Annotated in this window: 12 protein-coding genes; 9 read left to right on the top strand and 3 right to left on the bottom strand. The window is 55.9% G+C overall.

Annotation, left to right across the window (positions count from 1 at the left end; genetic code table 11):
* The first annotated feature begins 1 nt into the window (after position 1).
* From XI03_RS11655 to XI03_RS11680, 6 genes are all read left to right on the top strand, one after another.
* On the top strand, positions 2–610 hold the full coding sequence (locus tag XI03_RS11655; RefSeq protein ID WP_271592208.1) for a hypothetical protein: 609 nt from the start codon (positions 2–4) through the stop codon (positions 608–610).
* A complete protein-coding gene (locus tag XI03_RS11660; protein ID WP_271592209.1) occupies positions 607–1896 on the top strand; it encodes a type IV secretory system conjugative DNA transfer family protein in 1290 nt (429 codons plus the stop codon). Before XI03_RS11655 ends, XI03_RS11660 begins: the two co-directional genes overlap by 4 nt.
* A gap of 122 nt (positions 1897–2018) precedes the next feature.
* Positions 2019–2885 carry a hypothetical protein gene (locus tag XI03_RS11665; protein WP_271592210.1) on the top strand — a complete coding sequence of 289 codons (867 nt, stop codon included), beginning with the start codon at positions 2019–2021 and terminating at the stop codon, positions 2883–2885.
* Positions 2885–3037 (top strand): hypothetical protein, encoded by a 153-nt coding sequence (locus tag XI03_RS11670; protein WP_271592211.1) that lies wholly within the window; start codon positions 2885–2887, stop codon positions 3035–3037. Before XI03_RS11665 ends, XI03_RS11670 begins: the two co-directional genes overlap by 1 nt.
* Complete coding sequence (locus XI03_RS11675; protein WP_271592212.1) at positions 3030–3314, top strand: hypothetical protein; 285 nt, start codon at positions 3030–3032, stop codon at positions 3312–3314. Before XI03_RS11670 ends, XI03_RS11675 begins: the two co-directional genes overlap by 8 nt.
* 318 nt (positions 3315–3632) lie before the next feature.
* Positions 3633–3983 carry a hypothetical protein gene (locus XI03_RS11680; protein WP_271592213.1) on the top strand — a complete coding sequence of 117 codons (351 nt, stop codon included), beginning with the start codon at positions 3633–3635 and terminating at the stop codon, positions 3981–3983.
* Between the two features lie 92 nt (positions 3984–4075).
* On the opposite strand, the gene XI03_RS11685 is transcribed toward XI03_RS11680, so the two are convergent.
* Together XI03_RS11685 and XI03_RS11690 are read right to left on the bottom strand one after the other, a co-directional pair.
* Positions 4076–4573, bottom strand: coding sequence for a hypothetical protein (locus XI03_RS11685; RefSeq protein WP_271592214.1), 498 nt, complete (start codon positions 4571–4573; stop codon positions 4076–4078).
* A 712-nt stretch (positions 4574–5285) separates the two neighbouring features.
* Positions 5286–5912: a hypothetical protein gene (locus XI03_RS11690; RefSeq protein WP_271592215.1), complete on the bottom strand. Its 627-nt coding sequence runs from the start codon at positions 5910–5912 to the stop codon at positions 5286–5288.
* A gap of 617 nt (positions 5913–6529) precedes the next feature.
* Between XI03_RS11690 and XI03_RS11695 the strand changes: the two genes are divergently transcribed.
* Positions 6530–7159, top strand: coding sequence for a LabA-like NYN domain-containing protein (locus XI03_RS11695; protein ID WP_271592216.1), 630 nt, complete (start codon positions 6530–6532; stop codon positions 7157–7159).
* A gap of 1201 nt (positions 7160–8360) precedes the next feature.
* Positions 8361–8666, top strand: coding sequence for a hypothetical protein (locus tag XI03_RS11700; protein ID WP_271592217.1), 306 nt, complete (start codon positions 8361–8363; stop codon positions 8664–8666).
* A 454-nt stretch (positions 8667–9120) separates the two neighbouring features.
* Here XI03_RS11700 and XI03_RS11705 read toward each other — a convergent pair whose 3' ends face one another.
* Positions 9121–9855: a hypothetical protein gene (locus XI03_RS11705; RefSeq protein ID WP_271592218.1), complete on the bottom strand. Its 735-nt coding sequence runs from the start codon at positions 9853–9855 to the stop codon at positions 9121–9123.
* A gap of 1262 nt (positions 9856–11117) precedes the next feature.
* Between XI03_RS11705 and XI03_RS11710 the strand changes: the two genes are divergently transcribed.
* On the top strand, positions 11118–12047 hold the full coding sequence (locus XI03_RS11710; RefSeq protein WP_271592219.1) for a response regulator receiver protein: 930 nt from the start codon (positions 11118–11120) through the stop codon (positions 12045–12047).
* The last annotated feature ends 286 nt before the right edge of the window (positions 12048–12333 follow it).

Consider the following 12333-nt stretch of genomic DNA (forward strand, 5'->3'; position numbering starts at 1 on the left):
GATGCCTATTGCAGAGGATAGATGTCTAACCTGCGGCACTCGCCATCGGCCGGGCAATCTCGACACTAGCGTTTCTTCCTGTGAGGCGATTGATCAAGACGGTTCGTTCTTCGGCATGCCCTATTGGTTCTGTTCCGTCGATTGCTACAAGAAGGCGGTTAGCAAGTACATCAAAGATAAGCGGTACGGCTTCGATAAGACTCCGGGTGATGATGAGGCCTGTCAGGCGGCTATCAAAGATGCCTATGCGGAATTGATGGTCGAAATGAGTAGAAGCAACATCATCACTCACTTCTTCAATCCAAAACTTCGTCTGTCTGAGTCCGAGTTCGTCCAGCAGCATATCAAGCCGACCGTCGACAATTTCTACTCGCTGCAGAGCGAACAGATATTCAATGCCGAGATAGAGCTGCAGCAACATCTGTACGCCGAATGGATGCATCAAATCGATCTAGAAGCTGCGCAGCGTGAAAAAGAGAGGGCCAAGCTGCACGAGCAGTTTGACAAAGAATGGCAGAAGCTGAAACAAAAGGAGGCAAAGGAAGAGGCTGAGCGAGAAGCTAAAAGACAAGAAGAAGAGCGCTGGCAGCCGAAGCCCTTTAAGCTATGAGCGACGTTAGATTCTCAGGTCATTGGATTGTTGCCGCTCAGGGGATGGGCAAATCAAATCTCCTGCTCCATATGATCTCGGAAGACATTTCCACGGATGCGGCCGTCATCGTTATCGACCCGAAGGGCGACGTCATCAATGCGATCAAAAATCTTGCCCTCGGTGATCTTCTCGTTACTCTCGATCCGACGTTCGTCCCGTTCGCGATCAATCCCCTTGACGTATCAAAGAACGATACCAAACGCGCCGTAGACCAAATCGAATACATCTTCGGCGCCATCCTAGGAGCAGGCATTACTCCAAAGCAGCAAGCATTGCTTCGCTCGCTGCTGCGAGCCTGTATTCTTGCAATTCCTGACGCGACCCTCGTAACCGTCCAAGACCTCCTTACCAGAGGTCCAGAACCGTATCGCGCCCGCCTTCAATCGCTTCCACCTGATCTCCAGCACCTCTTCGACACGAGTAAACACGGAGGCTGGAGTACATATGATGCAACCAGAAATGAACTCGGTTGGCGACTGCAGCTCCTCTTCGAGATCGACATCATTAGAACGATGTTCTCGGCTCCCAAAACTCGCTTCAACATCGCGGAGTCGATGGACGATGGCGATATCGTTTTGATCGACAACTCCTGGGACAAACTTCATATCGAAGGGTCGAAATTTCTCGGTCGATACATCATGGCTCAGATATGGGCAGCGGCTACGGCACGATCATCGAGACCACGACACGAGAAGCGACCTGTCTACGTCTACGTCGATGAAGCGGACACCATCATCGACAGTACCGTCGCTGAAATCATTTATCGTTGTCGATCGCAGAATATCGGGCTCGTTCTCGCCCACCAGTCGTCCTCGCAGATCAAAGACCCGGACGTTCTGAGTGCGTTAGAAAACTGCGCCATCAAAATGGTCAACGTCGATGCAGAGGCGAGCTATTTCAGCAAGCTTCTTCACGTCCCAGAGGAGCGTATGCATAGGCTCCCCGTCGGCCAATTCGCCATGCATGTCCGTGGCGAAGAGCCTCAAATCGTAGAAATCCCCGTCGCGGAGATCCCTCTTGAAGAAATGTCATCAAGCGAGCGTCGTGAACATCGAGAACGTATGCAGCGCCTGTATGGTCTTGAACCACAAGAACAGCCGCCAGAGGTGCCGTCGTTGCTCGCCACCGAACCGACAGAGGCCGTGCCAACAGGCTTAACCGACAAACGGCACCCCTTTTCAAAACCCGTTGTCAGCGCACCGCCAACTGACGAAGCCAACGAGCCATCTCCCTGGAGACAGTGATTACCAAAATTTAATGAATCAGTCGGGCACGCACATAGCGCTCCATCGAGCATCACCGTCGCCCGAGGATGTTCATAGCTGCCGACTTATTCGCCGAGTCCGGCGGATCTATCTTCTCCGCTATGAAAACGATCAAACCAGATGTACACGGCGATCTCGAAATCTTAAAGGCCATCGGGCGACACAGCCTTTTGCTGCCGGATGATCTCTGCGCCATCACAAAGCGCTCGTACTCCTCGATCATCTTCCGAACCAAAAAACTCAAAGACAACGGCTTTATCCGCTGGACCGACACGCAGGACAAACACCGCTCAGCGTGGCTCAGCTTCCCCAAGGCATTCCAGCTCACACAAAAAGGTGTCGGCAAGCTCATTGAAATGGGCTGCGACTACCATCTCCCAGAAACGTCAAAACAATTCCTCCACCAGCTCACCGAGAGCCAAGTCGCGGCGTCCTTTGAAATCGGTGCACGCGAACGCCTCATCGCGCACAAGCAAATTCTCAGCAATCCCAACACGCCCGCGACAGCAGGCGACTTCTTTCCTGTAGCCTTCCACTTCAAGGGCAAGGACTACCAATACAAGCTCAAGCCTGACATTGGACCGATCGGCATTAGGTACCCCAACGGCACGTATCGTTTTCTGGTCGTTGAGGTCGATCTTGCGTCGGAGCCGCTCATCACGGCGAACCGCGACCGGCAAGCGATCGAAACAAAGATCGCTGGCTACGTCAACGTCCTCGAGCAGCGGACCTTTCACACCCAATTCGGTTTGCCGAATCTTACGGTCCTGTTCACTTCCACAAACCAGATCCGCGTCAACAACATCATCGATCTCTGCGGAATGATGGCGGGCAAGTTTGCAAACCGATTTGGCGCTCAGGTGGTGCCGACAATCACCTCTGGCGTCAAGCCATCCATGGCTGGATATGCCGTCAACCAGCCATGGCTTCAACCCGGCGGCAAAACGCTGAACATAGGAGAAGCGTAATGGATCGACTGAAGCGCATAACGGAGTTGGTTGCACAGAAGACGGCGATCGACGCCGAACTCAAGACGCTCAAGGAGCAAATCGCTCAAGAGAGTGCGGCTCTCAAGAAAGCGAGAAGGCCGCGTCAGAAGAAGGAGGCGCAGAATGTCTGACTTTCTCTGGTGCCCAGAGTGCCGACAGGCTTTCATCGATGAGGAGCGCATTTTCTTCGTTCAACGGTGTACGGAGTGCGGCGGTCTCCTAGAAAGAGATGAAACAGGCCGATGCGAGGTCGACTACAAGGAGCTCGATATCGGTTTTGAAGAAGACGAGGAAGATCGGGAAGGAGAGCCGGAAGAAGAGGAGGGGCAGGAAGACGAAGACCCTAAAGAAGACCTCGAAGAACAAGACGTCTCAGACGACACCGGCGCTGAAAGCGAAGCCGAGTGATACGAGCGCCCCGGGGGTTAACCGGGCCATTTTTTGCATCGCGCCGCGACATCGTTCGGACCATCATAGCTGGCGCCGTATTCGTGCTCACGAACGCGCGCTGCCTCCCATCGTTACTGGAACTCATGTGGCGCAGGCCCGTTCATACGCGATGATCTGCGATAGTGCGGGGATCAACGGCAAGTTCCGCGCTGTGGTATTGAAAGAGAGTAGCCTGGCGAGTTGCGGGCGACGGCTGTTGTGTTATCATCAGAACAGAGAAGGAACTTTGCTGGCGCAGCATTTGCAGCGGATGCGCGAACACAGGAGTTTCCGCCAATGCCCTTACGCTTCTCCGCATCAACAGATCCTCCTGGCCATCAGGCTTGGAATGAGTTGGGATTAGCCTCAATAGTGCTGATGGTCATTGCCGCTATTGCTGCGGGAGGCGGCTTGCTGAGCCACCTGATTGAGCCGCCCAAGGCTATCTTTCTCATCCTGTTAGCGATGGTGGTTTGGTCGATCGGCGGCTGGCTTTTTGGCGGGTGGCGACCCGTTCTCGCGGGACTTGCGGCGCTAACCGCTGCCCTTGCTGCTTCAAACAGCGACTACGTTCTATCCGCCGCTCTCTCTGGCCTCTTGTTCATATTTCTCTCGACACAAATGCACATCGTCAATCCAAGGCGATAGTATCAAGGGCCTCATCCGAGGCCCTTTCATTTTTCGCCCCGCGCTCTCTTCAATATCAGTGTGATTGCATTCTGCGTCGCCGCGATTGCGCGTCAAGGCTTCCTTACATCAACCACCAGAGTGCGTTTCCATACCGATGTTTCGCAAACAATGCGCGGCGCGTACTTCCGGCAAATTGACTCGAATAGATCGGGAACGCACGCGCCTCGATAATTGCCGGCGACTGAAAACTTCTTCGCTGGATCTTTTATGAGCAACTCTACGCGGGTCTCGCTTTGAAGATCGTTTCGTATCTGCTCTAGTTCTCTTCCGGGTGTGTTTAGAGCAACGAAATATGCGTCCTTGAGAGTTCTGTATCCTTCATAAACACTGTAGCCGACGCCGATGAGTATCACTGCTGTCACTACAACACCGAGGGGGCCGTTGCCTTTCGTGACGACCTTTATCTTTTCATAGCCGAGGCTCAGAGAGCCGTCACTCCGTAAGACCAAGAAGCCAAGCCAGACAATCAGGATAGCCGCCATGGCCAGCACTGGTATCCAAAATGTCCAGCCCCACTCAAGAAATACGCACCACGGGAGTTCAGGCATTTGAGTTACTCCTGGGGCAAGTATCTCGTGACGAGGACGGCGAATGGATGCCTGACCACAACGTACCCCGGGCCGACCGTGAAGCTTGCTTCATCGATCGTCGTCGAGAATTCCGAAGTGCTTCCTAGGAATACTTTGCTGACTTGGTCGGAGTACTTGTCTGCGAACATTTTGACGGCTCTGTCGAGCGATCTCACCTGGCCGGCGTTCAAGTCCCCGTGCGGTGGGCGGAGGTACGCGCCTCGCATGAATATCGGTAGCGCTTCCGACAGAAACCGCGGTTGACTAAGGGTCGCTCTGTCATTGTTTCTAAGAAGTCGTAAGAACGTCTCCAAGACTTGGTAAACTTTCGATGGGTCGTCTGCGTCGATCCCGAGAGCCGACGCAATCCGCGGGTCGGCGCTCAATCCGCCAAATTCGATCTCGCAAGAGGTCCCGCCCTTTCTTGTAATCGTGGTGCAGGCTGCCTTGGTCCCATACGCTTCCCATGGGGCCTCCTTGAAGGTGCAGGAGCACGCCGGTGACTGCGCCTGTGCAGATGCGATAGCAAATGAAAACAATACAGCTGAAATCAGGAGGGTGGTGATCGTTTTGTACCGACCTTTGTAGCTGCGGCTCACGTCGAGACTCCTCATGCGATTGGATCTAAGGGATGTGTCGTCTGCCGCAAACAGACCGCGGCAGACGACAAAATCGATGTAAGAAGCTTGGGTTACGGTGTTACGACCTGGCCCGCTCTTGTCATCAAGCTATTCTGACTGGCCACGGTGTAGGGATCGTTCTGATCGTTTCGTGGATAGATCCTGTAGGTTGCCCAGCCGTCAAGTAAGGAGGTCTTATGGATCACGATCCGCAAATACGGCCTGGCAGCCGCGGGGTTTGGAAACACGAACAAATCTCTTGAACCCTCGACAAACATATTGGCTCCAGTCGGGGTAGCTCCGCTCACTGGATCAGTGACGAGGCGGCTCTTCGCGATGCCGATGCTCTGCCAACTTCCGGCCGCTCCCGTGTCGGAGACCGCGCCCTCGATTTCGGTGATGCCATTTGTGTGCTGAACAACGATGAGATCTCTTACGATGGCAGCGGCGGTGAACCGATAGGTTACATTGGCGCGAGCAGAATCGGGTGTATTGTTCGATGAGTAATGGTGGTCGTGCATCGCGAACGGCACGGGAGTGAAGACAAACGGTGCTGGTTCAACCAGGTATCCGATCCCTATCCGAGCAGGGTCCACAATTGGGAAGTCAATTTGCCATTTGTTGTGCCGCAAGGGCATGCAGTCCGCATCACAGGAATTCGCGGGAATTTGGATCGTTTGAATGCGAATGGTGGTCATGAGGAAACTCCGAAATGAAAATATTGGAAAATTGCACGTCAGATTATAAACAACCGTCGGGCTGTTTCAATTAGAGATTGCGCGCGCCAACGGCGGTGCGACAGTTGGATGATGTGATGCAGAGCCGTGTCTGCAGCCTGCCGATGGCATCGACGCTACCAGTTGGAAGAGACGGCGAGCTCGGTACGCCGTTTTATGGGCAGCTGTCAGGCGCAATTGCAGGTGCATAACGAAATGAGCCGCGCGAATGCGGCTCCATGTTCGCATCTGCGAAGCCTCATCCCTCATCTACAACTCAGCGAACGTCTAATCGGGCCATCGTACATCATCTCGGGTAGTGCGTGGATGCCCTGAGCTTGTGCGCGCCCTCCGAGGTGGCGCAGGAGTGAGGCGTCCTACGGTTGCGCTGCGAAAAAACTGCCGAGGGCGAACAGTTGATAGCGCTGGCCCAATCTCCCGCGCTGCTTGCGGCCCGACAAACTGTTTGAAGGTTAAAGGACTACGGTATAGCTTTCCGAGGTCACGCTTCGACACAAACCTTGGAAGTGCCGTCTCATTGGCGGGTTCACATGCACTGGGCCCGCAGCATGGCACTTCGCGCCCAGAGATCGTCCGCCATGTCATCTCCCAGCAAGATTGCGCTTTTCATCGATGGAGCCAATTTCCATGCCACAGCGAAGACGCTCAACTTCGATATCGATTACAAGCGCCTACTCAGTGAATTTCAAAGTCGCGGGACGCTGCTGCGGGCATTCTACTACACCGCCATCATCGAGGATCAGGAGTATTCCTCGATCCGCCCGCTGGTCGACTGGCTGGACTACAACGGCTACACGGTCGTCACCAAGGCCACCAAGGAATTCATCGACGCGTGCGGCCGCCGCAAGGTCAAGGGCAACATGGACATCGAACTCGCTGTAGACGCCATGGAACTCGCCGGGCACATCGACCAGATGGTGCTATTCTCGGGTGACGGCGACTTTCGCTCGCTGGTCGAGGCTGTGCAACGCCGCGGCGTGCGGGTCACGGTGATCTCCACCATCGCCAGCCAGCCGCCGATGATCGCCGACGGGCTGCGCCGCCAGGCCGACGTGTTCACCGACCTTATCGAACTCCAAGCTAAGATTGGTCGCAATCCGTCTGAACGGCCGGTATCTCGTGAGCGCGAGTCGCGCTATCGCTCGCACCAGGTCCCAGAGCGTGAGACGACCCCAGCGGTTAAGGGAAATGATAGCGTGCTGGACTGAGCAGCGAGACCGCTCGTGTGATCCCGAAGCTAGTATGACCGGGTAGCCGGCGCACGTGCTTGCCCTTTCGAGCTGCAAAGAGAGCAACGAATAAGCCCGGCATTTGCGCCGGGCTGATCGCTAATATAGTTCTGTTCTGAGCAACGGACCAACTAGACAAAACTCGGTCGCGTCCAGTCGGTTCGGATTCCGACATTGCAATGCCTGCCCACGAGCTTCGCATAGCTTGTTGCTACTCCGCACGCCTCTCGAGACGCTCCGCGCGATGACGGGCAGGTGCGCTTTAACGCGCACTAAGACGCCAGCAAGTAGCATTCGAAACTGATGTGAAGCCCAAACCGAAAGTAGTCCCGGCAAGCTGCGTCGAGGGGAGCCTAACTGGAGGCCGTTAAACGATAAATTTGGTTATGGCCTGTAATCATGATGACTCCATCGCAAAATTGAAAAATAAGGTTGGGGAAAACATGGGAGGTTGGAATGGAAGCTGCCCGCCGCTTTCGCGCAATGCCTTCGCTGTGCCGACAGACTGCCGCGCGACAACCTGAAAGGAGCTGGAAACTGCTCGCAGAGGCAGAGTATTGGGAGCATCTGGCGAATGCGGCTTTAGCTCATTGAGCCTCGGCCGAGCGATTTTTCGGCCTTTCTCTTTTCGTCGAAGTCTTCTTTCAAGTCATTATCTGAGGCATGTGATGTCCAGTACGCGTCAGATTTATACTTGTGCTGTTCTGAGCGAACGACACCAAGCGCTTGTGGCGGAGCTTAGAGAAGTGGAGAAGCTTCGAAGTAAGCTCCGACACGTAGAAGCCAGAGCAATCGGCAGAAGACGGCGTGCTAAAGCGGGCAGCAGAGCAAGAGCCGTCAGCTAGAACGTGGACTCCTCAACGCCGAGCCACAGCGTGATCGAAGCGAGTTAGAGGGCAGGCTCAGCGTGAACTCGGCAAGGAGGGCGCTTGGACACCATCCGCCCGAAAGCAGACGTTATTGTCGAGTTTGAACCGCACTCTACGCAATTAACTTTATAGAAGACGAACAAAGCCGGGTCGCGACATGTCGGCAGTGAGCCACATCTGCATGGATTAAGGCTTGCCGCTTTTTCCCGGTCTGCTGTAGAATGTTTTTCTGTCAGAGTTTCGAGGGAATAGCTTCCGTTCAGCTCCAGATTTCGCAAATTCATTTGAAGGATTCTGTGGGGGACATTGCGATGGCTAAGCCTTCCGTTTCCCGTGACGACTTTCGGGGCTTGTTCGCCTTTTATGCAGTCAAGGCCCACCATGATCATAACGCTGTAGCCGAAGGCCGGCTCCTCAAACTATTTGGATCGAGCGACCACATCCCCGACGGGCTGTTAGAGTTGTGGTCATCACGAACCGAACTGATTGGCCCTGAGGCCGTTGGCAACATAGTGTCACCACTCGCTCATCAGATCCTGGACGGCGGCGCACAATATAACCACGCCAGCGACTTCCTGCATCGATTGTTGCGAGAGTTGGACCGAGACGTCCACTAACCGCCATCGCGAGAATGTCCGGTCTTAGGTCGCCGTTGGGGACCCGGGCTAACTCGGCGCGAGACTGGCCGTCTATTCAGGATAAGCGATCGCTTCGATCTTCGTTCGACGTCGTACCTCGAAACACGGCGACGAGCCGATCGCGTTCCCAAAGCAACGTCGTGCTCGCCATACATTTGCTCGGCTCGACATCTCGCAGCCTGCTCATCGATGCAGTCGAGCTTCGCGGCGCAGATCACTCGCCGGCTGCTGTCCACCACGAACAGTATGTACCGCATGACGGAGTCCCATCCAAAGGGGACCGCCATCGTGCTCGCATGTTCGTGTAAGGCAGCACTAAAGTAAGTGCAGGCGCGCGGAACCTTTGTACCCGTGGCCATTTGGCTATACGGGCGCCTAGAACTCTTCCGTCGCACGGCAGCGCGTCAGGTATTCTGCCCAAGTGTAGCGGGCTTCAGTAGCGCAATTTCACCGCATGCCGAAGCGATCGGCTCGTGCTTAAGATGGAGAGCATCCCCAGCATCATCAGCAGTACGCCGAGCCAGGTTGCTGTCCGGCTCGCCGCCTCGTTACCAGCCTCCGCGATGCGCACGCCGATTGGCATATTTGGAGCTTTGGACGGAGTCACCACATCGTTGGCCAGTGCGGCCGCGAGAAGTTGCTCAACATCGACTTGACTGGGCACGGAGGGCGTGGGCGTGGGCTGGCGGTTATGCGCAGAGATGAGGGCCGCCGACATCAGAGCGCTGTCTGTGTCGAGACCCGAGGCAGCATCAGCTACCTTGACTTCGCGGTGAGGCGGCTGAGACGGTTCGGCCGGTGCGGAGCGCAGCAACTCGGCGAGGGCATCAACGACCCCGCTCTGCCTGGGCCGCGCGGTCCCGCTCTCGTCCAAACTGGCGGTGCTATCTTTGACCGCGCGGCGACGAACGGTCTTCTTCACCTTCGCGGTGCCCTCGGTCAGGAACCAGCATTTGCGGTGCCCGTCCATTCGATAGACCCAATGCTGGCCGTCGGGGGTCGAGTTGCCGGGGCGTCCCGAGCATTCCGCTTGCGGCGGAGAGGTCACCGCAGGTTGGGGTGCAGCAGTATTGAAGATATCGGCAAGAGGATTGGAGGATGCAGGCGCAGTCGAAAGAATTTCAACAAGAACCAAGCTGACGAAGCACAATCGCAAATAACCGGACATCGAAAACTCCCGGTGTTGCGCCCCACCCGCCATGACCGTTCGTACCGACCTAGGCAACCATGCGGCGCAAATCTGGCGTCGCGAGGGATTCATTGTGCTCGTGCCACGAGATCCGGGGGCCAGGCCAGCCCTTCAAGGTTGCAAAGTACAGCCCACGGTCATGGGAGGAGCCCCTGCGTCCGCCGGGCATCGCTCCGTTTCCTGCGCGATCCACTGGCTGACTTATTCGTGCGGATGTGCACCGGCTCTTAAGGATTGGTTTAGTTCCCGGCATGATCATTGGCGACCGCAAGGGACCCCAGCATGCAATTGCACCATGCCAATACCTTGGAAAGGATCGAGCCGGTCGCGGATCAAGGCAGGGGCGAGGTCGGGGCGCGGCCCGTCACTCTCGACCACCTGAATTTCTCGACCTCTACTCGAGATGAGGTCCTGGCGATATTGGCGCCCAGCAGTCATTCAAAATCCACTATTTGGCTCGTCGTGGCCGCCTTGACTGGGGGCTTTGGATTCGGTTGGGCTGGTGCTTGGTACGGTCCTGCAACAATCTCGGCTCTGAAGCCAATTGCTCAGATAGAAACGGCTTCGCGCCACATGCCGGACACGAAGTCAGGCGGTAGGGCCGAAAGCGCACGAAAGATAGCGTCAGCGTCAGCCTCGCGAACAGCGCCTGTTTTGGGGCGACCCTCCACAGCCATCGCGAGCATTGCTCCCAAGCCTCTGGCCAAAGCGTCGAGTGCGACGCAATCGGCGGAAGCTTCGAGCTCAGCTTCTCCGGCTCTCGACACAGACGGGTCTGTGACTGGCTCGCTCGCGCCTGCGGGGCCGCTCCTATCGGTCCCCGAGACAAGACCAACGACCATTGCGGGTTGGGCAGTGCTGGACGTTCGTGGCGCAACGGCGGTGCTCGAAGGGCCCGATGGGATTCGAATGGCAGCACGAGACGATGTCGTCCCCGGCATCGGGCGGATCGATTCGATCGTGCGCTGGGGCAACCGCTGGATAGTTGCGACAGCGAGTGGATTGATCTCGACGCCGTAGGCGGAGGTTGGGCATGAACGCCCTCCCAATCATCGACCGCAAGCGCCACGGGTCTACACCTGTTCGATTCATATGTCGGAACTAGTGGCATTGGAAAGCGCTAGCCCCGTCTCGTTGGCGGCAGCGGGAATGCACCTGATGGACAGAAGCTGCCGGCCTGGTATACGCTCGCGCCAACACACTTAGGTTGTATTTGCGATTGTTGCTTCAAGGGGGCTTGCATGAGCGTGGGTGAGCCAGAGAGTGGGACGGTACCTCAGCGTCGCGTCGAGGTATTCGTTCAACCCGCGAAGGCGCCCGATACAAAGTCGGAGCGGGTAGACGTCCCCGCCGCGCTCTCGAGTATTGCTGAGCTACTTAAGGCGATCGTGCCCGTCGCCATCCTCATTATGATCGTGTGGAATTGGCCATTCTTTGCTACATGGCTCAACAGCATCACTCATGGAGAGCTCCCTGGCGGACTGAAGTTTGACCGCGCTGCTGCAGCTGAAAAGTTGGCGGAGCTCGACAAGCAGAGAGGATTGCAGGGCCAAGGCTTGCAGGTGCATCGAGAGTTTGATTTCCGCTTCGCGAATGGGGCGCTCGTTCGTGCCGAACGCGTATATCCAGCACTAGCGGGGGCTCGGGTGCTTTGGGTGGACGGAAGGCCCTCAAACAATCGGCTCGAAGAAGGTATTCTTCGGGATATGGGCATAGACTTACAGATCGCCCTCAACACCGAAGAGGCGCTCAATCTGGCCCGGAAGTATGATTTTGATCTTGTTATCAGCAACCTTATCCGGGAGCACGATACGAGTGTTCCGCTAGATCGGTGCGGCGCGTTCTATTTTGCCTTCCCGAATAATGAGCTGAGTCAGAAGTTTGCAAACGATTTAGCGCGGTTCAACGCGCAGACCAAAGAGAGCCCACCAGCCGGCTTCGCGATGGCAGAGAAGTTTGCTCAGGAGTTTCCGAACAGGTTCGGCGATACGCAACTCCCCCGCATCATTTTCTACACTGCTTCGAGCGGAGGGATCGCAACAAGCCGGTGCGGGCGCATTGTTACCAATCGTCCCGACGTTTTGCTTCAGTCCGTGGTAAGTGCGCTAGAGGAATTTCGATGGGAGCGATTGGTCCCTCCGAAACCTCAGAAGAACACTGCTGCACAGTAGCGAGTAGCCTGACAGTTACAGCCAAAGTGGCGTTGCATCTCTTGGGTTAGCGGCTGGAGGTAACGGTGCCGGATTGCAAAGTCCACTCCGTCCGATGCGCCTGAACTAAATCATCCCCTTTTTGGAGACCCGCAAGCTGCGGACGTAATACCCTTGTGTCTGAACCTTGGACCTAATCTCGTCACTTACTTTCATAATTCGTTTTCTGCTGTTGCGCCATTTGTTTGCTGAATAAGCTATTCTGACTGGCCACGGTGTACAGGTCGTTCTGATCATTTCGCGGATA

Source organism: Bradyrhizobium sp. CCBAU 65884 (assembly GCF_028128835.1).
Classification (GTDB): Bacteria; Pseudomonadota; Alphaproteobacteria; order Rhizobiales; family Xanthobacteraceae; genus Bradyrhizobium; species Bradyrhizobium ottawaense.